This window comes from Taklimakanibacter deserti, assembly GCA_003574785.1.
Window position 1 is genome coordinate 167276 of record QORU01000014.1, and the last position, 19624, is coordinate 186899.

Consider the following 19624-nt stretch of genomic DNA (forward strand, 5'->3'; position numbering starts at 1 on the left):
AAACTCTAAAGGTAAGGCGCCTCACTTCACTTCCCTTCTCCCGCGCGCAGCGTGGGAGAAGGTGGCCGAAGGCCGGATGAGGGCTCTTTCGCGCAATGCACTCAGATTTCAACGGGTATTCCTTGTACAGACAAAGAGCCCTCACCCGCCCTTCGGGCACCCTCTCCCATTGCTTCGCAACGGGAGAGGGGGGAAGATCGGAGATGGCTTGCTCGCTCGATGATCAGGCATTAGCAGACCATCGTGGCGAAGCTCGAGGTGAAGCCGGGGCCCAAGGCGCTCAGGAAGCGCCGGCCGGTGAAGGGCTTCTTCAGCGCTTCATTGAGGACGAAGAGCAAGGTCGGCGCCGACATGTTGCCGTGATCGGCGAGCACCTGGCGCTCGAGCTCGAGCGTTCCCTGGTCGAGATGGAAAGCCTGTTCGAGGGCCGCGATCACCTTGGCGCCGCCCGGATGGAAGACGAACTGGTCGATGTCCTCGACGTCGAGGCCGTTGCGGCCAAGGAAGGTGTCGGCAGCACCACGCAGTTCCTGGGTCACGAAATCGGGGATGCGCTGCGAGAAGATGGCGCCGAAACCTTGCGGGTCCATGCGCCAGCCCATGATGTCGAGCGTGTCGGGCCAGCTGTGCTCGCCCGAGAACTCGATGGCGCCGAGACCGTCCTTCGCCTTGCCGGAGAGGACGCAAGCCGCGGCACCATCGCCGAAAAGGGCGGTCGCGATGATGTTCGACTTGGTCATCTCGTCCGGGCGGAAGGCCAGGGTGCACAATTCGATAACCACCAGGAGCACATTCGAGGCCGGCGCCTGGGCGAGGCGCGCGGCGAGCGAAAGCCCGGTGGCGCCGCCGGCACAGCCAAGGCCGAAGACCGGGATGCGGCTCACGGTCCGGGGGAAACCCAATTCATGCATGACCCGCGCCTCGATCGAGGGGGTAGCGATGCCGGTCGAGCTCACGGTCACGATCGTGTCGATCTCGCCCGGATCGATATCGGTCTGCTCGAGCGCCGCCTTGGCGGCCTTGCGGAAGAGATCGGTGGCGCCCTCGATATAGGCGGCCGTGCGCTCGGGCCAGCCCTGTTCCTGGCGGAACCAGCTATAAGGCCTTACCGATTGCCGCTTCCTGATGCCGGTATTGGCGAAAACCGGCATGAGGCGCTCGAAATCCTGATGCCGGCCGGAGAAGATCCTGGTCGCCTCACCGATGACATCCTCGGTGCGCAATTCGAAAGGTGGACTTGCAGTCGCTACGGCCATCAGCTGGCTGCGCATGAGTTGCCTCTCTGTTTTGGACGGATTCGCCCCATTGGTTCCCGCCTCTACTCTAGCGGAAACTATTTCCTGCGCCACATTCCTATTACGCCCCCGGAGCATGGCTTGTTTCCTTCTCCACAAACTTTCATTTTGGCAGAAAGTTGAGGGAATTCAGGGGCGACCCGGGTAGCATGGGCTGGGACGAGATAGCGCTTTTGTTCGCCGGCGGCGTTCTGGCCGGCTGCATCAACGTCGTGGCCGGTGGCGCCGGTTTCATGACCTTTCCGCTCCTGGTTGCCGCCGGCATGTCGGAAATCGAGGCCAATGCCTCGAATTTCGTGGCCCTCCTGCCGGCCAATGTCGCGAGCCTCTTCGGCTACCGTTACGAGTTACGCCGTCCCAATCTGAGGTTGAGACCACGACTGGCTCTCGCCGCCATTGGCGGAACCTGCGGCTCCCTTGCCCTTCTGGGGTTGGGCGAGGCCTCCTTCCGCTCGGCGATCCCCTGGCTGCTCACCTTTTCGACCGTCGCCTTCGCGCTGGCGCCCACGATCAAGCGCTGGCTCGAGCACAAGCATGGTTTTGACGGCAGAAGCTGGATCTGGCTGTCCTTCCTTCTCGAATTCATCGTCTATGTCTATGGCGGCTATTTCGGTCTCGGCATGGGCGTCGTGCTTCTCGCCCTCTATGCCATGTTCGGCCATGACGACCTGCATGAGGCCAATGCCATCCGCAATGCCACCATCACCTTGATCACGCTCATCGGCATAGCCCTCTTCGCCCATGCCGGCGTCATCCGCTGGCTGCCGTCGCTCATCATGATGCTGGGCGCCTTCATCGGCGGCTATGTCATGATCAAATTCGTCCGCAGTGTGCCGCAGAACTGGGTCAGATGGGGCATTCTCGTCTGGAGCGTCACGCTCACCGGTATCGCCTTCTGGCGCTACAGCTGATTCTCGCGCGCGGCACGCATCTCGCGCAAGAGCGCATAGATGCCGGAGACGACGATGAGCGCGATGCCGAGGAGCGCCCACCGGTCGGGGAACTCGCCGAAAACCAGCGTGCCGGAGAGGAGACCGAAGAGCACCACCGAATAGCGGTAGATGGCGGTTTGGGAGATGTCGCCCATGCGGATCGTCAACACCATGCAGACATAGCCGATGCTGAGAAGGATACCGCCGCAAAAAATGAGGAGGAGATGCCGGGAGCTGAGCGTGACCCATGTCTCGAACGGATAGAGCAGGAGTCCGCTCAGCATCACGAAGGCCGCATTGGCGAAGACGATGATCATGGTCGGGACATCGAAATTGAGCCGGCGGGTGAAGATGTCGCGCAGCGCGATCGCCATGATGAGGCCAAGCGACAGCGCGTCATAGACGGTGAAGCTCGCGGGCGAGGGCTTGACGACGAACAGCACGCCGGCGAGGCCCAAGAGGATGGCGAGGACGCGGCGCCAGCCGACTGTCTCGCCCAGGAACAAGGCGGCGAAGGCGATGACCAGAAGGGGCACGGCCTGCATGACCGCGTTGAGATTGGCGATCGGTATATGCATCAGGGCGGTGATGAATAATATCGTGCCCGCCACGTCGCTGAGGCTCCTCACCAGCACGCCCTTCTGGAAGACGAGCATGGCCCGGGCCAGGGCCTTGCGGGCGAGGAGGGCGGTGATGGCTGTCGCCACCACGCCGCGGAAGAAGATGATCTGGCCCACCGGCACTTCGCCTGCCATGAGCTTGGTCATGGTGTCGCCGGCGGTGAAGCTGGCCATGGCCAGGATCATGACGAGGCCCGCCCTAAGGGCGGGAGAAGCAGGGAGAACCGTTGTAAGGGACATGGAGGCGCCGTAGGCCTGCCTAGACCAGAATCGGATGGCAGGAAAGGACCTCGCGTCGAAACCCTGCCTGGAGCCTGCCCCGGACTCGATCCGGGGTTGAAGACTTTGGCGCCCACATGGGTGTCAGCCATGGAACATGTCCTATGTTAAGCGGCGCTGACCAAGGCCGTGCTAGGCCAGTTCATGGAAAAGACGGCACTCCTTGAAAACCTTGCGGCGGCCAAAGGGCTGGCCAGCCAAAGCAAAGCCCATGTGGAAGCCCAAAAGGCTATCATTGCGGCTCTTGTTGCCATGGGCAAAGACCCGGCAGCAGCGGAGCGCATCCTCAACAAGCTTGAGACAGCTCAGACCGACAACCTCTCCGATATGGAGAGCATACTGAACGCTCTGGACGGTGAGCCGCCATAGCGGCTTGGTGCGTTTGCTGCGTCATGCCGCGAATGTTTGTCGGCGAAGTGATTCCACTTCGCCGGGATGCACGCTGGAAGCCTATGGCAGTCTTTCGGCGATGATGTGCCAGTGCCAGGAGCCGGGCTTGCGGTGCAGCCGGTCCTCGATCGCCATGATTTCGAATCCCTGGAGCAGGTCGAGGGCCCCTGCCGCGCTGCAGTAGAAATGCGGATGATCCTTGTCATCGATGTCGTCGATGACATAGCTGTCGGGTGCCACCTCGCGGCCCTTGCCGTAATTCTGGTTGCGCTTCGACAGCATGGTGCACTGGAAGATGGCGCCGGGCTTGAGCACGCGCCGGATCTCGCTCAAGGTCTTTTCGACGATGGCCCTGTCGCCGTGATAGATCACATTGAAAGCCAGCACATAATCGAAGGTCGAGGCCTGAAAGGGCAGGTCGGTCATCAGTCCGGTCTGGGCGGCGATGGCAAGGCGCCGCGCCTCGGCTTCCCGCTCGAGATGGGCGATGCCGCTGGCGCTGCCGTCGAGCGCATGGGTTTGCCAGCCGATCTCGGCGAGGAGGAGGGCATGCCGGCCGACGCCGCAGCCGAGATCGAGGGCGCGCGTCCCACCCCGCGCATAAGCGGCACTGGCGCACTCCTCCACATCGGCCTCGGGTTTGAGCCAATCCTGCCGGCCTTCCGGGCTTTGCCAGCGCCTGTCCCAGGCATGATGAGCGGTATCGGTGCGGTCCATGTTTCCCTCTCAGATGATCTTGCGCCTGATCCAGCCGCTGAGCTGTTCGACGGCGATGACCAGAGCGAAGATGGCGATGATCACGGTCAGCGCCTGGTCATAGTCGAAGAGGTCGAAGGCGGTCTTGAGTTCGATGCCGATGCCGCCCGCGCCGACGAGGCCGAGGACGACCGAATTGCGGACGGCCTTTTCGAGGCAGAACAGCGTGGTGGCGGTGAAGGCCGGCAAGGCCTGTGGGACGACGGCCGAGAAGATGAGACCGGGCCGCGTCGCGCCGATGGCGGAGAGCGCCTCGCGCGGCCCCTTATCGGTCTCTTCCATGGCTTCGGCGAAGAAACGCCCGGCAAAGCCCATCGTATCGACCATGATCGCGAGCACGCCAGCGGCAGGACCGAGGCCGACCGTGATGATGAAGATGATGGCCCAGACGAGATCGGGCACGGTGCGGAACACCGCGACGACGGCACGGGCGAGGCCGCGCAAGAATGCGTTGGGCGACAGGCCTTCGGCGGCGAAGATGGCCAGAGGGAAGCTCAGCACGATGCCCAGCACCGTTCCCGTGATCGCCATCTGGAAGGTCTCGAGGAGCGATCGCCCCACTTGCGGAAGACGGCCGAGGTCGGGTGGAAACATGCGCGCCAGCATGCCGTCGGGCGCGAACAGACGGTTGGCGCCGCGCATCAGCCGGTCGAGCGAGGGGGCGGTCTCGGCGAAGGACCAGACGATCATGGCGATGATGAGCGTCCAGAGCAGCACGCCGGTTACCCCCGGAAGGGCGAAGCGCCGGACCGCGCGCGATCCACCCGTCGTCATGCGGCCTGGTCGATGAAGAACGAGCGCAGATTCTGCGGGCTCGCTGCCGCCGAGGCCTGGTCGAGCGTCATGCGTCCTTGGGCGAGGCCGATGATCCGATCGGAGAAGTGGCGGGCATGTTCGAGGCGGTGCGAGCTCACGATGAGGGTGAGCCGCTTCTCCCGGGTCAGCCGGTAGAGGAGCCGCATGATCTCCTCGCCCGATTGCGGGTCGAGGCTCGCATCGGGCTCGTCCGCCAGGACGAGCTCGGGCCGCTGCATCAGCATGCGCGCGACCGCCACCCTTTGCGACTGCCCGCCGGACAGGCTGTCCACGCGCTGCAGCGCGACATTCTCGAGCCCAACCGCCGCCAGGCAGTCGAGCGCTTCCTCGCGGTCTGCCTGCCGTGCGAGGCATTGCAGCCAGCCACGCGGTCCCTTGCTTCGCGCCTGGACGCCGTGCAGCACATTGCTCAGCGCCGACAGGCGGGGCACCAGGTTATGGCGCTGGAACACGAAGCCGACACGCGAGCGCAGGCGCGCGAGGTCACCTGCGGCGAGCGCCATGACGTCCCGGCCCAAAAGCTCGATCTCGCCGCTCTTGGGCTCGACGAGACGCACCAGGCTCCTGAGCAAGGTGGACTTGCCCGCACCGTTGGCGCCGATGAGCGCAACGGCCGATCCTTCAGCGATTTCGAGCGAGATGTCGCTCAGGATGCGCCGCGGGCCGAAATCCTTGCACAGTCGTGTGAGCTTCAGGACCGGGCCAGGATGTTCGACTTCATGCGCGCGCCCGTGCATGGCGGCTCAATTCCCGATGAACTGGGTGAATTCCGTGATGCCGACATTCGTGTACATCTTGCGGACGACATCGTAATTGGCGTCGGTGACATCGGCAACGAAGGAGCCGCCGAGATATTTGGCATTCTCTTCGGCCGAGGTTATCGCCGCGAGCAGAGCCGGACCCTTCTCGGCGAATGTCTTGCGCACGATCTCGATGGTTTCGGGCTTCACTTTGTCGCTGGCGAGCAGGACGTCGTTGGGCAGCTCCGGTCCCTTGCGGATGACATAGAATTTCTGCGTCGGGAAGTTCTTGGTGATGCGCTCGAGATGCGTCCGGTTCATGCCGATGGCGGCGATGTCGCCGGCGATCATCGCTTCGACGGCGGCATTCACCTTGAGGAACACGGGCTCATAGTCGGTCGAATAAACGAGGCCCTCTTCGGCGAGAATGGTCGCGGGGCCCAGATGCTGCGAGGTCGAGCCGATCTCGCCGAAGGAGATCTTCTTGCCCTTGAGATCGGCGGCCGACGTGATCTTCGCCGTTTCGAGGCTGACGACTTGCGGATAGTAGTCGGGCCTTACCCAGCTCACCACCGGCTGCGCCTTGAGGCGGGCGTTGAACACGACATATTCCGCCGGTCCGGTGAGCACGAAGTCGACCTGGTCGGCGGCCATCGCCTCGACGGCGGCGGTGCGACCGGAGACCGGGAAGAACTCGACCTCGAGGCCCGACTCTTTCGCCAGCACGTCGCGGAAGGCGCCGAAATCGCGCTGCAGGGTTTCGAGCCCGTCGACATCGGTGATGGCGAGCCTGATCTTGTCGGCCGCCGCGGCGGGCAGAGTGGCCAATGCGGCAAAGGCCAGGATCAGGAATGACAGCCAATATCTTTTCATCGTTGTTCCCCTGCGGTGTCTCACGGCATTGAGTCGTTCCTTTGAAAGCTGATCATCGCGACATGACAGATATGTGTAAGGGCGGTCATGCAGCTGTCATCAAACTGGACAAAACCGGCGCTTCTCATCGGGTTGACCGGCATGACAGCATTCGTGATTCGTGGTGGAAAAGTCCTTCGCCCGGCCCTCGGCCTTGTCGAAGCGGAGATCAGGATCGAGGCCGGCGAAATCGCCGACATTGCGTCGGTCGTGCCACGGGACGATGCCGCGGTGATCGACGCCGAGGGCGCCGTCATCCTTCCCGGCATCGTCGACATTCATGGCGATGCCTTCGAGCGCCAGATCCTGCCGCGTCCGCAAGCGCGCTTTCCGCTCGACGTCGCTTTCATGGAGACGGATCGCCAACTCGCCGCCAATGGGATCACCACCGCCTATCACGGCATAACCGTGTCGTGGGAGCCGGGCTTGCGCGGCCTCGCCAGCGCCGAGGAGATCGTCGCCACGCTCGATGCCTTGGATGGCCGTCTCGCCTGCGATCACCGCCTCCATATCCGCTGGGAGACCTTCGCGCATCGGGAGATGGAAACCGTCGCGGACTGGCTGGAGCGGAGGCGCAAGCCGCTTCTCGCCTTCAACGATCACACGACACCGAGCCTCAACGGCACGCGGAAGCTTGCGAAGATCAAGACGTCCGCCGACCGGGCGGCGGTGACGGCCGAGGAGTATGGACAACTGCTCGAGGAGGCGGCAGGCCGCGGCCATGCCGTGAAAGAGGCGATCGGCCGCATGGCGCTGATCGCCAGGAGCAATGGCGTGGCCATGCTCTCGCATGACGATATGACGGCGGAAGAGCGCGGCTTCTATCGCGGCCTCGGGGCGGGCATCGCCGAGTTCCCGATGACCGAGGAAGCGATTGCGAGCGCCACGGAAGCGGGCGATCCGATCGTGCTCGGCGCGCCGAATGTCGTGCGCGGCGGCAGCCATAATGGCGCCCTCGATGCGACGTCGGCCGTCCTTGCCGGCCGCTGCACCATCCTGGCCTCGGACTATTACTATCCAGCCCTCCTGCATGCGGCCTTCCGGCTGGCGGCAATTGGCGATCTCGGCCTTGACGAGGCCTGGTCCCTGGTGTCGCTCAATCCGGCGCAAGCCTGCGGCCTCTATGACCGCGGCAGCCTCGACATCGGCAAGCGCGCCGATATCGTCATCGTATCCGCGCCATCAGGCGAGCTGCCGGCGGTGCGCACCACGATCGCCGGCGGGCGCGTGGTCTTCGATGCGCCGGGATTTCGGAGAGGCGAAGCCCTCCAACCGGCTTTCCGCCAATAAGGCGAGCGAGGCGTTTGGGGGCTTTGCAAGGCTCATCAGAGTGATACCATGCATTCCGCCGGGGCAACTGATTCAAGGGGCCCCCCATGAGTCGAAACAGCACAAAGCCGCACGGCGAGTCTCATACGATCGGCGAGCTGGCGGCGCTTTCGGGCGTCCGCGTCGAGACGATCAGGTATTTCGAGCGCATCGGGCTTTTGACCCCGCCCGAGCGGACAACCGGCGGTCATCGGCTGTTTTCCGCCGCCGATCTCGCCCGGCTGAATTTCGTCCGGCGGGCGCGGGAAATAGGCTTCTCGCAGCGCGAAGTGCGCACGCTCCTGTCGCTGTCCTCAGGCGAGCTGACATCATGCGACGAAGTGAAGACCCTTGCCGAGAATCACCTGGCGGTGATCCGCGGGAAGATCCGCGACCTGCAACGGCTCGATCAGCTGCTGTCGTCGACCATCGCACAATGCACCGGCGGCAAGGTGCCGAAATGCCCGGTCATCGAGGCGATCGCCCACGGTTAGTGGTCCATTGCTGGAAGGGATTCACGAACGGGCGCAAAACCGCACCGGCTGTTTACGTGGGGACATGCATGCCTCTCGCTTCCAATATCCTTTCAATATCCTTTGCCTCAGTATCTTAGAGATCATGAGCTCTTCCTCGGCATCACCAATTGCAGCGACTTGGCGGGTTTCGCGCATCCATGCGGACAGAGAGACCAGGGAGACATCGAGATCGATCCTGCGGTTGCCGGTGATCCGCGCGAGCGCTGCCCCGATAGCAGCAGTGAGCACACATCTGACGGCGTCATTGAGTTCGGGCGAACGCTCGCGCGCGAAGCTATGGCGCACACTTGCCGAAGGCAGCAGGAACCCAAGCTTCGGCATCATCGGGCGAGACAGCACCGGCCGCAGCGCCGGGAGCCGCGGTCCGGCCCTCCAGCAAGAAGTGCTTAGCTCATGCAAGGTGTCGTGGACATTTTCGGCAATCGTCAGGATGGTTTCGACGATGACGGCGAAGAACTCGGCGATCTTCGCCGCCCATGACACGACGATGCGGTCGAATGCTGCGCTTTGGCAGGGCGTACTCGTCACGTGACAGTTCCTTCTGGGACGGGAAGTACCGGTCCTTTGGCCACCGGGAAAAGCAGGAGCGGCAGAAAAGCACCAAGTCCGGCTCGCGGACCTTTGCAAGTGCGGCAAGTAAAAAACAATGTGCCTGGCAGCAGCTGCGGTCGGATCAAGGCCGGCCATGAACTCCGGGCATACGGTTCTCGATTCTGATATTTTCCAAACTACGCTTTGGCCCACGATGTCAAGAGGCATTCTGCTGTTCGGTCATGACCGGACACATTCAAGGCTGCCAGTGAACGGGTCAGCCGCCGGTGACGCTCATATGGCGCGACAGCGCCGGCTTGTTGTGGCGCCGGTCGATGATGAAATCGTGGCCCTTGGGCTTGCGCGAGATCGCTTCGTCGATCGCCGCATCGAGAAGCTCGTTACCTTCCGAGGCCCGCAACGGCGCCCGCAGGTCGGCGGCGTCTTCCTGGCCGAGGCACATGAAGAGCGTGCCGGTGCAAGTGAGGCGCACGCGGTTGCAGCTCTCGCAGAAATTATGGGTGAGGGGCGTGATGAAGCCCAGACGTCCGCCCGTCTCCTTGACCTGCATATAGCGCGCCGGCCCGCCGGTCTTGTAGGGGATGTCTTCGAGCGTGAACTGGTCCATGAGGCCGGCACGCAGCACCGACAGCGGCAGATATTGCTCGGTGCGGTCGCCGTCGATGTCGCCCAAGGGCATGGTCTCGATGAGCGTCAGGTCCATGCCTTCGCCATGCGCCCAGCGGATCATCTCCGGGATCTCGTCGTCATTGACGCCCTTGAGCGCCACCACATTGATCTTGATGGCAAGCCCGGCCTTCCGGGCGGCGGCAATGCCTTCTTTCACCTTCTTAAGGTCGCCCCAGCGGGTGATGGTGCGGAACTTCTGCTCGTCCAGCGTGTCGACCGAGACATTGATGCGCCGCACGCCATAATCGTGGAGCTCGCCGGCAAAGCGGGCGAGTTGGCTGCCATTGGTGGTGAGGGTGAGCTCGTCGAGCCCGCCCGATTTCACATGCCGGCCCAGACTTTCGATCAGCGACATGACATTGCGCCGCACCAGGGGCTCGCCGCCGGTGAGCCTGATCTTGCGCACGCCGCGCGCGATGAACGCCTCGCAAATTCTTTCAAGCTCCTCGATCGAAAGAAGCTCTTTCTTGGGCAGGAAGGTCATGTCTTCCGCCATGCAGTACACACAGCGGAAGTCGCAGCGATCGGTCACCGAAACGCGCAAATAGGTAATGGTGCGGCCGAACGAATCGATCATCGGCGCAGCACCGGCCGCAACAAAGGGCTGGGAGATCAGATTCATATCAGGGCGACCCCGGCAAACCACAAATCAGAATGCAGCCCGGCATAGACTGCCAGGCCGCACCGCTAACATCGCTATGAGGCGGCGTAATTCCAGGACTTGAACGACAGGTTCGCCACCGAGGCAGGCGCATCCGAGATCTTCCGGATGTTCGCCCAAGTCTGCTTGTAGTTCGGCAGGATCAGTTCGTTGACTCCGGCATTGACGACGTTGCCCTGTGCCCCGCTTTCGGCGCCGAAGAGCATGAACGTCTCCTTTCGCCGGGCCGTGGGCTCGGGATAGACCATGGCCTGGGTCGCACCGACGTCGTTGTAGACCTCGACCAGATCGCCCGCCTTGAGCCCCAGATCTTTCATGTCCTCAGGATTGATCTGAATGTAGGGATAGGGGAAGCGGTCCGAGACAAAGTCGTTGTCCCTGTCGAGGAACCAGTTCTGCCAGTTGATGTTGGACCGACCGTTGTTGATGAGAAAAGCATAGCTGTCCCGCTGCGAGGCCTTGCCCGGCGCTTGAAGCCCGCGCCAAGCTCCAGCAAGGAATAACGCCTTTTTGTCATCGCGGCCGTGCCGGTCGAACTTGCCGTCCGCATAGAGACGCTTCGTCCCGATCAGCTTGCCATCCTTGAAGTCGACGACCGGCTCCTGAACGCCGTTTGTGCCCATCGCCCGCAGTCGCTCATAGGTGACGATCTTGCCGGTGTTGGCATAGTAGCCATCCATGAAGGCGTCTTCCTCGGTCTTCCAGTCGAAGCCTTTGAACTGGTCTGCGTACTCATTGCGGCCTTGCTCGCGCAGAACAGCTTCGAGGTGCTGGGCGATGCCGGCAGCGATCAGGCAGTCAGGCTTGGCCGAACCGGGGCCATCCATGTATTTCTCAACCAGCCGCATGCGCCGCTCGCCATTCATGGAAGTCAAATTCATCTCGCCCGATTCTACCGCCGGCAGGATCACATGAGCCGCCTGGCCGATCTGGCTGTGAACGATGTCGATGTTCACCGAGAAGAGACCACCGGCCTCGATCGCTGCAACGATGGCTTCGACCAACTCCTCGCGGGTGGCTCCGGGGCGCGCATCCATCGCTTCCTTCACCATATTGGTGCGGCGGTTGTACTCCCGCTTGAACACACTGGCGTTCAGCGTCGTCTTGTAGTGGTCGTTGGCCCAGACATGGTGCACCTTGCCTTCGCCAGCGATCAGCAACTGATCGATGTAGGGGGCCGGACGACCCACATGGGCATCAGACGGCCGCATGTACCCCTCCTGATGGCCGCCAAGTCGGCACACACCGCCTCCCTCGCGGCCGACATTGCCGGTGGCGAGCGCGATGTTCACAAGCGCCCCGATGGTGCGGTAATTGTCGTTGCCCCAGATGATGCCTTTTTCATAGGCTGTCACGCACTTGCGGCGCGAACCGTCATCCTTTGGTTTGGCGATCCACTCGGCGGCTTTCACAATATCCGCTTCGGAAACACCGCAGATCTTAGCGCCGTCGGCAAGCGACATCTTGCACCCGGCACGCGCGGCTTCGAAGCCACCGAGCGCCGCGGGGTGTGCTTCATCCTGAGGCTGCGCCACGTCGCCCGGGAAGGTCGAGTTGGCGATGAAGTCCTTGTCGATCCAGCCCTGGTCGGTGATGTAAGTGAAGAGCGTGTTGAACAAGGCGAGATCGGTACCGGAAGTAATTTGCAGGTAGAGGACGTTGTCCTTGCCAGCTTCCACCTCGCAGGCATTGACCGTGACCGTCCGCCTTGGATCGACGATGATGACCTTGGCCCCTTTCCGAATGCCCGGAACCATGTGATTGAGGAAGAGATTGGTTTGAGTCTCGAGCGAGTTGGCGCCGATCAGGAAGATCGTATCGGTCAACTCATAGTCCTCGTAGCAGTAGTTAAGTTCGCCAACGCCCATGTCGCGGGTCGAATGGACTTCGGAGTTGTAGGCCGGCCGGTTGTGAATACGGCAATTCTTCACCTTCATCGAACCGAAATAAAGCTTGCCGGTGCCCCAGGTGTTCTCATAGCCCCCGGCCGAACCGCCATGATCGAACATCGAGACGAAGAGATCGTTCTCATTATCCTTGTCGATGACGCGTGCGGTGACTCTTGCCACGAGATCGAGCGCGTCATTCCAACTCGTCGGCTGCCAAGTGCCGTAGCGCCAGATCATTGGCCCTGTGAGACGCTGCTGTTGCGTCCCCGTGATGTCGGAACGACGATTCTCGGCCATGCGGGCGCCACGCACCGAGCCCAACCCACTATTCACCACGCAATCCTTGTCGGGCTTGATGACGAGATGCACGTCCTTCCCGTCCTGCTTGACGATATTGTACATGGACGGCGAGTACCATGCGACCGTATCCGGCTCTTGCTGTTTCGACAGGTCGACGCCGAAGATGTTTTCGCCTGGCGCTGTACCGCCCTGCTTGTTCACGGGCCAAGTGTAGGCGTGATAGCCGCAGCCCACGATGCAGTAATGACAGGTCACGTTGAACTTTTTGGCGTCTGCGGGAATGATGGGCAGACGACCTATATTACTTTTGAATACCATGGCTTCCTCCCTCAGAGCACATTGGACAGACGGCCGTAGAGGAGTTCATCGATGCCTTCCGCATAGATGTCGCCCTTGCCATCGACGCGCAGCATGTATTGCGGCAGGTTCTGTGTCGCCTGGCCCCACACTTCCTGGCCTCCAGCCTCGCAATCGAAGACTGAATAGTGGCCGGGACAATTCATTGTGTGATTTTCGGCGTTATAGTTGAGCGGGAAGCCCTTGTGCGGGCAGATGGTCGAAAAACCGACGACGTCGCCGTCGGGTCCGGCACCACCTTCCACGCGCTTGCCGAGCTTGAGGAGAACACCAGGCGCGTCCTCGTCCGGATAATTCACTTGCAATGCTTCATCCGGTTTGAGTTCAGAAATATTGGCAAGCCGGTTAGACGGGTAGTTTACTCTCGCGCCAGGAACCGCGGCTTTTGCCTTCTCTGGAAAGACAGACGCCGCGGGGACAGCCGCAGCCACCGCAAATGCCCCCGACAGGAATCGACGACGTCCGACTTCCGCAAGCTTGTCACATCGCTTCATGATGACGACCTCCCACTGCACACGAGTTGTGCGATTGTGGGATGCTACGCGTCAGGGACGGCGCGGCCTTTTTGCAGTGCACAAGAACACGACAGCCGCAAAATCAACCCTTTGGCAAAAGCGATGTTCGGAAATCCGAACATGACGCAGTGCCGAAGGTCGGGATTTCCGAACCGTTACTCGTTGTAGCCGGAGATATAGAGCCGTCGCATCTTCTCCCACAGCGTGGTGCGGGAAATGTCGAGGAGCTTCGCCGCCTCGATGATCTGTCCATCGGTCTGCTTGAGCGCGCGCTCGATCTGCCGGCGCTCGGCGGATTCGCGGACCTCGGCCAGAGTGGAGAAGGCGGCCAGCATCGGATGCAAGCCGGATTCGAAGTCGGGAAACATGTCGGCCGGCATGATCCAGTCGCCCATGGCCATGGCGGCGGCGCGTTCCATCCGGTTGCGCAATTCGCGCACATTGCCGGGCCAGGCATGCTCATGCGCCATTTCATGGACCATCGTGCTGATGCCGCGCAGATGGCTCTGCCCGTCGCCCTTGAAACGCTCGAAGAACAGGTCGAGCAGCCAAGGGATGTCTTCCGCGCGCTGCCTGAGCGGCGGAACCTCGATGCGAATGCCATTGATCCGGTAATAAAGATCCCGCCGGAATCTCTCGAGCTCCACGGCCTCTCTCAGATTGGCGTTGGTGGCGCAAATGATGCGGCCGTGGAACTGGACAAGCTGCTCGCCGCCGAGGCGGTGGAATTCGCGCGCCTCGACGAGATGCAGCAGCTTGGCCTGGAGGCCCAAGGGCAGCTCGCAGACCTCGTCGAGAAAGAGAATGCCGCCGCGCGCCCGCTCGGCAAAGCCACGATGAAAACCTTGCCCGCCCGAGCCTTTGCTGCCGAACAGCTCGACGTCCATGCGATCCGAAGGGATGGCGGCGCAGTTCACGGCGATGAACGGCTCTTTCGAACGCGCCGAGGTACCATGCAGGAACCGCGCGCAAACTTCCTTTCCACTGCCGGTTTCCCCCGTGATGAGCAGCGGGCTCGTCAGATTGGCTATCCGCCGGATCGCCGTCTCGACGTCCCGCATGGCGGCCGAGATGCCGAGGGCATCCTCCTTCCGGCCAATCGGATGGCGCTGGATGAGCGACTGCGCGCGCTCGATGAACCCGCTCATCTCAAAAGGCTTGGTCACATAGTCGCCGGCGCCGGCCCGCATCAACGATACCGCCTGATCGATATTGCCGAAGGCGGTCACGAACAGGAAAGGCGGGACGAGGGACGTTGCCGCCAGTTGCCGGTAGAGAGCTTCGCCATTCGTATCCGGCAGGCATATGTCGCAGACGACGAGATCGGGGCTGCTGGCGCGCAAACCGCGGAGCGCCTCGTTGCCGGTCGTCCACCAGTCGACGTGGCAGCCTTCCAGCGACAGGCTCTGGACCAGCGATTCCCCCATGATCGGATCATCCTCGACAAGCCCGATGATGCGGCCTTCAAGCGACATGCTTCAGCTCCTCATCCGCAAACGGCATCACCAGCCTGATGAGGGTGCCGCCATGATCGCTGTCCAATGCATAGACCCTGCCGGCCCGTTCCTGGCAGAGGCGCTTGACCATCCAGAGACCGAGGCCCGATCGGCGGCCGAGCGGGGGCGAGCCGGCGTCCGGGCGCTCCAGATATTCCTTCAGATGACGCGGCAGCCCCGGACCGCTATCTGCAACCTCGAAGAGCGCAGCCTTTCCGTCGGTGCGCGCCATGAGCGAAATCGTCCCGCCTTCGGGACAGGCCTCACACGCGTTCAGCAGGATATTGAGGATGGCATCGCGTATCGGCGCCGCCGGCAATGGCGTGGACGCCGCAACTTCATTGGCCCAGCGGACGTCCAGGCGTTTGCGCTTGATCTCGGGTTCTATCAGCAGCCGCAGATCGTTGATATCGCCGGGCGTGAGGTTGCGGGCGCGACCGTCGTCGCGGTAAACGGCCAATGTCGATCGCACCAGGTCGCGAATGCCCGCCAATCCCTGCTCGAGAAGCCGCGTGGAGGTGGCGCGGACGCCTTCGCGATCGCCATGGCGGCGCAGCGAATCGAGCGCGTTGAACATGCCCCCCAAGGGATTATTGATCTCGTGCGCGAGACCGGAAGCCAGCCGCCCGAGGCTCGCGAGCTTCTCCTCTTCAGCGAGCTTCGCCGTCAGCTCTTCTCTTTCGTTCACGGCGCGCGCCAGCGCATTGTAGCGTGTGAAGAGCCGGCGGAATTCACCGCCATGGGAGCCGACGGCCGTTTCGGGGATGGATTCGAGCGGCCCCTGGGTGCTGCGGTCGAGATGCACGGAAAGGATCCTGACCGGCTGAACCATGCGGCGCACGCCGTAATAGCCAATGGCTGCGAGCACCACGGTGAGAAGCACGTTGGTGAGGACGAGGGTCGCGAAAACCTCGGATCGTTCCTCAAGGAGCGGACGAATGTCGGCAACGGCGTATATGTGGCCTATTTCGCGATCCTGATAGGTCAGGGGCCGTGCGAGATAGGCGGTCGTCAATTGCTCCGCGAGCTCGACTCCCGCACCGGGAAACCAGGACAGCATGTCTTGCCCGAGTGGCCTGTCCGAGGGGAAGCGGACGGGATCGCTCGCCGCGAGAACGCGATTGTTCCCGTTCGTCACCACCGTCCATTCCACATTGAGGCCGCGATAGCGCTCGCGCGAGCGGTCGAGGATGTCGAACACTTCCCAGATGTCTTCGCGAACGACCGAAGGGATGAGGGACGCCGAGAGACCGTCGAGATAGGCCGAGGCGAGTTGCCCGAGATGCCGTTCCTGTGTCTCCGCGAGCCTGGCAAGGACACGATTGGTGAGGACGGCGCTGATGATGACCATCAGCAGCACGACGAACATCGGGACCTTGACCGTGATCGGCCATTGCAGGGGGTTCACGATCGCCCTGAGCTGGCCGCCGGTCATGCTCCGAGACTCCGCACCAGGGTCATTTCTTCCGCGATCGTATCGAAGAGACGCGACTCTTGATTGCTGAAGCCGTCGAGCCGCAGCAGGCGCAAGATGTCGCGGCCTTCCGGATCATACGCCATGTCCACCAGCGCTCGATTGACGGCGACGACGCTGTCCTTCTGCCGCTCGATGCTGGTGCAGGCGATCGGCGGAAAGCCGAGCAGTTCCGATTCGCGAAGGATTTTGGTCCGGCTCGTGAGATCAGGCTCGATGGCGGACATCACTTCCCAGACATAGCCATCGACGCTGCCGCTTTGCGCCAGTCCGGCGGCGACGGCCCGAACGACATTCCGGTGCCCGTAGGTGAAGAAGGTCTGCCGGAAGAACTGCTCCGGCCGCAGCTTCTGGCGGGCGAGCAACGCGGCGGTCACCAGATAGCCCGAATTGCTGTTCGGGTCGGAAAAGGCGTGGAGATCGCCCTTCAATTGCTCGACGGTCGTCACATCCCGGTCCTTGGGAATGATCAGATAGGACCGATAGAGCGGCTTCCCGTTCCACACCGGCACGGCAACGAGCGACAGCCGGTCGCGATACTGCACGAAGGGATAGCCGCAAATCCATGCGGCATGCAGCTGGCCAGACAGGAGCAGGGAGGTGATTTCCTCATAGGTCCGTCTTTGCACGAGCTGGACCGCATAGCCGGTGCTGCGCTCGAGATAGGACTTGAGCTTCGTCAGCAGCTCGAGATCGTTGGTCAGGAAGACGGGCGTCAGACCGAAATTGAGGCTTTGCTCGGCGGCATGCGTTCGTGTCGCCATCGCGCCGATGAGGGCGGCAGGACCGGCCATGAACATACGCCGCGAAAGTCTGGCCTTGTATGCCCTCGTTCGTCTGGCGATGGGGCTCGACGGATAGCGCATGACAAGATGATAGGCCGTGGTGGGCCCGGTTCCAACTCCACCCGAATGCGACAACCCGCTCGTGCCGGATTTTGCATCGCACAACGGCTAGGCTGGTGTTTCCAGCATTCGAAACGCCTTCAAGAAAATAGCCGACAGGCTGTCGGCAAGGCGAGCCGGCGCGGCTGATGAGCGCGTCAGGACAAGGGTCGTTTCACCGAGCTGGGGGAGGTCGGTCTTCGACAGGCGCCTGATCCGATCGGTGAACGCGCTATGCGGCAAGACGCCGACGGCGATGCCGGACGAGATCGCCGCCCGGATGCCGGCGACGCTCTCACAGGTGCAGACGATTTCGTAGTCGACGCCGGCTTTCTGAAGCAGATCGAGACAGCGCTCGCGCCACCAGCAAGCTCTATCGAACAGAGCGACAGGCAAGGGGCGGCGGTTCTCGACCTCATGGAAGGCCGATCCAGCCCAAAGGGCACTCTCGCGACGAACGACGACATCGTCAGCGCTGACGATCTCGGGGGCGTGAAGGGCGATATCCAGTTCGCCCGCCGCAAGCGCACGCGGGAACTCGACGCTGGAGCCGCAGCGCATGAGGACACGCACGCCGGGTTGTTCTTGCGTGAAGCCGGCCAGAATCGAAGGCAGCAGGGTGTCGCTGTATTCTTCGGGCATCCCAAATCGAATCTCGCTCCTGTCGCTTGGGCCGCGCACGGCGATGAGGGCCTGGTGGAGCGTTTCGACGACCTGCCGCGCAAAGGGCAGGAGCTGTTCGCCTTGCGGGGTCAGCGATACGCCGCGCCCGTGACGCGTGAACAGCTGTTGTGCCGCGATTTGCTCGAGCTTTTGGACCTGGAGACTGACGGCGGACTGCGTTCTGAACAACCGGGCGGCACCACCGCTCACGCTGCTGGCTTCGGCGACGGCCAGAAAGCTGCGTAAAAGGTCGCTGTCGAACTGAGGCAAGAACATATCGTTTTTTCTCATATCTAGTATTTATACTATTTGTTTTTCAAATGGGAAGAGGGCTCTTAGGCTGATTGCAATGAATATTGCCCTTCCCGCATTGAACAAGCCGGTGCTCTGGTCGGTGGCTGCAATGGGCGCCGTCGTTCTTGGCCTGACCTGGCCCGAACAGACCTATGCGACGCTGCGCTTCGTGCTGGTCAATTTCTGGGACGTGGCGCCGACGATCGCGATCGGCATCGTCCTTTCCGCCTGGGTCGCCGCGAGCGGAGCCGGCGCCGTGTCGGCGAAGTGGTTTGCCGGCCGGCCGGTCTCGACCATCGTGGTCGCGTCGGCCATCGGCACGGTCACACCGGTTTGCGGCGTCACCGTGCTTCCATTGATGACCGGATTCCTGGCAGCCGGTGTGCCCCTGGCGCCCATCATGGCATTTTGGCTTTCGTCCCCCATTACCGACCCTGCGATGTTCGCCGTCACTTGGGCGGTGCTGGGCCCTGCTTTCGCGATTGGAAAGACGATCGCGGCCTTTGCCCTTGGCCTGTTTGCAGGGGCAGGCACGGCGGCGTTGACCGGGACAAGTGCGGTCGAGCATCCGCTGCGCTCTTCCCGCAGCGCTGAATACTGCTCCTGCCTGCCGGCGCGTTTCTCCTTCCAGATTTGGCGGGAGCCTGCCCGCATGCAGGTCTTCCGTGGCGAGCTCCTGGCAATGACCAGGCTGATCGGCCTCTGTCTCGGTCTCGCCTTCTCCGCAGAACACCTGCTGCGCGACCTGCTGCCGCCGGACCTCCTGGCGACCTATGTCGGCAAAGAGTCGGCCTATGCGATACCGCTCGCCGTCATGGTCGGCGTACCGATGTATCTCGATGGCTATGCGGCGCTGCCTTTGGTTCGCGGATTGCTCGATGCGGGAATGTCGCCCGGCGCAGCGATGGCGTTTCTTGTGTCCGGCGGTGCGGTCAGCATCTGGGGTGTCATGGCCGTCGTGGCGGTGCTGAGGCCGGCGACGATCGCGCTGTTTGTTGTTTTGGCCACGGTCGGTTCACTGGCCATCGGCTATGGTTTTGACGCGGCCTGGGCCTTGCTGCCGTGAGAGATGGTCTGCTCGGATCAATCATGTCGGCGCTCCGGCGCACATTGCATGGTCGGGGCAATCGCCGCAGAAGTCAGCCTCTGTCCAAACTCGAGGATCATCTGCTCGATGATCTCGGCATCACGCGCGAACAGGCTCATGAGATCGACAGAGAGGACGAACGCCGCGCCCGATCGCGCGTGGATGTCACAAAACTGTAATATATGTCGGCATATCTGGA

At 62.4% G+C, this 19624-nt stretch carries 20 protein-coding genes; 6 read left to right on the forward strand and 14 right to left on the reverse strand.

Annotated elements, in window-relative coordinates; genetic code table 11:
- Positions 1–230: 230 nt before the first annotated feature.
- Complete coding sequence (locus tag DS839_RS27170; protein WP_119273641.1) at positions 231–1271, reverse strand: type III polyketide synthase; 1041 nt, start codon at positions 1269–1271, stop codon at positions 231–233.
- Positions 1272–1444: 173 nt separating this feature from the next.
- On the opposite strand from DS839_RS27170, the gene DS839_RS27175 reads away from it, so the two are divergent.
- Complete coding sequence (locus DS839_RS27175) at positions 1445–2206, forward strand: sulfite exporter TauE/SafE family protein (protein WP_119273642.1); 762 nt, start codon at positions 1445–1447, stop codon at positions 2204–2206.
- Here the strand turns inward: DS839_RS27175 and DS839_RS27180 are convergent.
- Positions 2197–3087: a DMT family transporter gene (locus tag DS839_RS27180; RefSeq protein ID WP_119273643.1), complete on the reverse strand. Its 891-nt coding sequence runs from the start codon at positions 3085–3087 to the stop codon at positions 2197–2199. The genes DS839_RS27175 and DS839_RS27180 overlap by 10 nt on opposite strands.
- Before the next feature lie 183 nt (positions 3088–3270).
- Here DS839_RS27180 and DS839_RS27185 point away from each other — a divergent pair, with 183 nt between their 5' ends.
- Positions 3271–3495 (forward strand): hypothetical protein, encoded by a 225-nt coding sequence (locus DS839_RS27185; protein WP_162918836.1) that lies wholly within the window; start codon positions 3271–3273, stop codon positions 3493–3495.
- Between the two features lie 81 nt (positions 3496–3576).
- Here DS839_RS27185 and DS839_RS27190 read toward each other — a convergent pair whose 3' ends face one another.
- Genes DS839_RS27190 through DS839_RS27205 form a run of 4 tightly spaced genes read right to left on the reverse strand, consistent with a single transcriptional unit; the run spans position 3577 to position 6701 of the window.
- Positions 3577–4233 (reverse strand): class I SAM-dependent methyltransferase, encoded by a 657-nt coding sequence (locus tag DS839_RS27190; protein ID WP_119273645.1) that lies wholly within the window; start codon positions 4231–4233, stop codon positions 3577–3579.
- Positions 4234–4242: 9 nt separating this feature from the next.
- Complete coding sequence (gene phnE / locus DS839_RS27195; RefSeq protein WP_119273646.1) at positions 4243–5046, reverse strand: phosphonate ABC transporter, permease protein PhnE; 804 nt, start codon at positions 5044–5046, stop codon at positions 4243–4245.
- The gene (locus DS839_RS27200) at positions 5043–5825 is read right to left on the reverse strand and encodes a phosphonate ABC transporter ATP-binding protein (protein ID WP_119273647.1); all 783 of its coding nucleotides are present in this window, start codon (positions 5823–5825) and stop codon (positions 5043–5045) included. Before DS839_RS27200 ends, phnE begins: the two co-directional genes overlap by 4 nt.
- 6 nt (positions 5826–5831) lie before the next feature.
- A complete protein-coding gene (locus DS839_RS27205; RefSeq protein ID WP_119273648.1) occupies positions 5832–6701 on the reverse strand; it encodes a PhnD/SsuA/transferrin family substrate-binding protein in 870 nt (289 codons plus the stop codon).
- 141 nt (positions 6702–6842) lie between these two features.
- Here DS839_RS27205 and DS839_RS27210 point away from each other — a divergent pair, with 141 nt between their 5' ends.
- On the forward strand, positions 6843–8030 hold the full coding sequence (locus DS839_RS27210) for an alpha-D-ribose 1-methylphosphonate 5-triphosphate diphosphatase (RefSeq protein ID WP_162918837.1): 1188 nt from the start codon (positions 6843–6845) through the stop codon (positions 8028–8030).
- Positions 8031–8116: 86 nt separating this feature from the next.
- Entirely contained in the window at positions 8117–8542 is a 426-nt protein-coding gene (locus DS839_RS27215) for a MerR family transcriptional regulator (protein WP_119273650.1), read from the forward strand.
- 21 nt (positions 8543–8563) lie between these two features.
- On the opposite strand, the gene DS839_RS27220 is transcribed toward DS839_RS27215, so the two are convergent.
- The 8 genes from DS839_RS27220 to DS839_RS27255 form a co-directional block, all read right to left on the reverse strand.
- Positions 8564–9112 carry a hypothetical protein gene (locus DS839_RS27220; protein WP_119273651.1) on the reverse strand — a complete coding sequence of 183 codons (549 nt, stop codon included), beginning with the start codon at positions 9110–9112 and terminating at the stop codon, positions 8564–8566.
- 280 nt (positions 9113–9392) lie between these two features.
- Complete coding sequence (moaA, locus tag DS839_RS27225) at positions 9393–10427, reverse strand: GTP 3',8-cyclase MoaA (RefSeq protein WP_119273652.1); 1035 nt, start codon at positions 10425–10427, stop codon at positions 9393–9395.
- A gap of 74 nt (positions 10428–10501) precedes the next feature.
- Positions 10502–12973, reverse strand: a complete 2472-nt coding sequence (locus DS839_RS27230) for an arsenate reductase (azurin) large subunit (protein ID WP_119273653.1) — start codon at positions 12971–12973, stop codon at positions 10502–10504.
- Positions 12974–12984: 11 nt separating this feature from the next.
- Positions 12985–13506: an arsenate reductase (azurin) small subunit gene (locus tag DS839_RS27235; protein ID WP_119273654.1), complete on the reverse strand. Its 522-nt coding sequence runs from the start codon at positions 13504–13506 to the stop codon at positions 12985–12987.
- Between the two features lie 176 nt (positions 13507–13682).
- A complete protein-coding gene (locus DS839_RS27240; protein ID WP_119273655.1) occupies positions 13683–15002 on the reverse strand; it encodes a sigma-54-dependent transcriptional regulator in 1320 nt (439 codons plus the stop codon).
- Entirely contained in the window at positions 14992–16458 is a 1467-nt protein-coding gene (locus DS839_RS27245) for a sensor histidine kinase (protein WP_119273656.1), read from the reverse strand. Before DS839_RS27245 ends, DS839_RS27240 begins: the two co-directional genes overlap by 11 nt.
- Positions 16455–17291, reverse strand: coding sequence for a substrate-binding domain-containing protein (locus DS839_RS27250; protein WP_119273691.1), 837 nt, complete (start codon positions 17289–17291; stop codon positions 16455–16457). The genes DS839_RS27245 and DS839_RS27250 overlap by 4 nt, the downstream gene beginning before the upstream one ends.
- A 159-nt stretch (positions 17292–17450) precedes the next feature.
- The gene (locus tag DS839_RS27255; RefSeq protein ID WP_162918838.1) at positions 17451–18320 is read right to left on the reverse strand and encodes a LysR substrate-binding domain-containing protein; all 870 of its coding nucleotides are present in this window, start codon (positions 18318–18320) and stop codon (positions 17451–17453) included.
- 73 nt (positions 18321–18393) lie between these two features.
- Between DS839_RS27255 and DS839_RS27260 the strand changes: the two genes are divergently transcribed.
- Both DS839_RS27260 and DS839_RS27265 read left to right on the forward strand, forming a co-directional pair.
- Positions 18394–19404, forward strand: a complete 1011-nt coding sequence (locus tag DS839_RS27260; protein ID WP_119273658.1) for a permease — start codon at positions 18394–18396, stop codon at positions 19402–19404.
- 23 nt (positions 19405–19427) lie between these two features.
- A complete protein-coding gene (locus tag DS839_RS27265; protein ID WP_119273659.1) occupies positions 19428–19604 on the forward strand; it encodes a DUF1127 domain-containing protein in 177 nt (58 codons plus the stop codon).
- The last annotated feature ends 20 nt before the right edge of the window (positions 19605–19624 follow it).

Excerpts from the sequence above, each read along its gene's own strand:
- DS839_RS27200 (WP_119273647.1), bottom strand. The coding sequence starts at position 5,825 with ATGCACGGGCGCGCGCATGAAGTCGAACATCCTGGCCCGGTCCTGAAG.
- phnE (WP_119273646.1), bottom strand. The coding sequence starts at position 5,046 with ATGACGACGGGTGGATCGCGCGCGGTCCGGCGCTTCGCCCTTCCGGGG.
- DS839_RS27255 (WP_162918838.1), bottom strand. The coding sequence starts at position 18,320 with ATGTTCTTGCCTCAGTTCGACAGCGACCTTTTACGCAGCTTTCTGGCC.
- DS839_RS27175 (WP_119273642.1), top strand. The coding sequence starts at position 1,445 with ATGGGCTGGGACGAGATAGCGCTTTTGTTCGCCGGCGGCGTTCTGGCC.
- DS839_RS27170 (WP_119273641.1), bottom strand. The coding sequence starts at position 1,271 with ATGCGCAGCCAGCTGATGGCCGTAGCGACTGCAAGTCCACCTTTCGAA.
- DS839_RS27210 (WP_162918837.1), top strand. The coding sequence starts at position 6,843 with ATGACAGCATTCGTGATTCGTGGTGGAAAAGTCCTTCGCCCGGCCCTC.
- DS839_RS27230 (WP_119273653.1), bottom strand. The coding sequence starts at position 12,973 with ATGGTATTCAAAAGTAATATAGGTCGTCTGCCCATCATTCCCGCAGAC.
- moaA (WP_119273652.1), bottom strand. The coding sequence starts at position 10,427 with ATGAATCTGATCTCCCAGCCCTTTGTTGCGGCCGGTGCTGCGCCGATG.
- DS839_RS27260 (WP_119273658.1), top strand. The coding sequence starts at position 18,394 with ATGAATATTGCCCTTCCCGCATTGAACAAGCCGGTGCTCTGGTCGGTG.
- DS839_RS27265 (WP_119273659.1), top strand. The coding sequence starts at position 19,428 with ATGTCGGCGCTCCGGCGCACATTGCATGGTCGGGGCAATCGCCGCAGA.
- DS839_RS27250 (WP_119273691.1), bottom strand. The coding sequence starts at position 17,291 with ATGGCCGGTCCTGCCGCCCTCATCGGCGCGATGGCGACACGAACGCAT.
- DS839_RS27215 (WP_119273650.1), top strand. The coding sequence starts at position 8,117 with ATGAGTCGAAACAGCACAAAGCCGCACGGCGAGTCTCATACGATCGGC.
- DS839_RS27185 (WP_162918836.1), top strand. The coding sequence starts at position 3,271 with ATGGAAAAGACGGCACTCCTTGAAAACCTTGCGGCGGCCAAAGGGCTG.
- DS839_RS27180 (WP_119273643.1), bottom strand. The coding sequence starts at position 3,087 with ATGTCCCTTACAACGGTTCTCCCTGCTTCTCCCGCCCTTAGGGCGGGC.
- DS839_RS27240 (WP_119273655.1), bottom strand. The coding sequence starts at position 15,002 with ATGTCGCTTGAAGGCCGCATCATCGGGCTTGTCGAGGATGATCCGATC.
- DS839_RS27245 (WP_119273656.1), bottom strand. The coding sequence starts at position 16,458 with ATGACCGGCGGCCAGCTCAGGGCGATCGTGAACCCCCTGCAATGGCCG.
- DS839_RS27205 (WP_119273648.1), bottom strand. The coding sequence starts at position 6,701 with ATGAAAAGATATTGGCTGTCATTCCTGATCCTGGCCTTTGCCGCATTG.
- DS839_RS27190 (WP_119273645.1), bottom strand. The coding sequence starts at position 4,233 with ATGGACCGCACCGATACCGCTCATCATGCCTGGGACAGGCGCTGGCAA.
- DS839_RS27235 (WP_119273654.1), bottom strand. The coding sequence starts at position 13,506 with ATGAAGCGATGTGACAAGCTTGCGGAAGTCGGACGTCGTCGATTCCTG.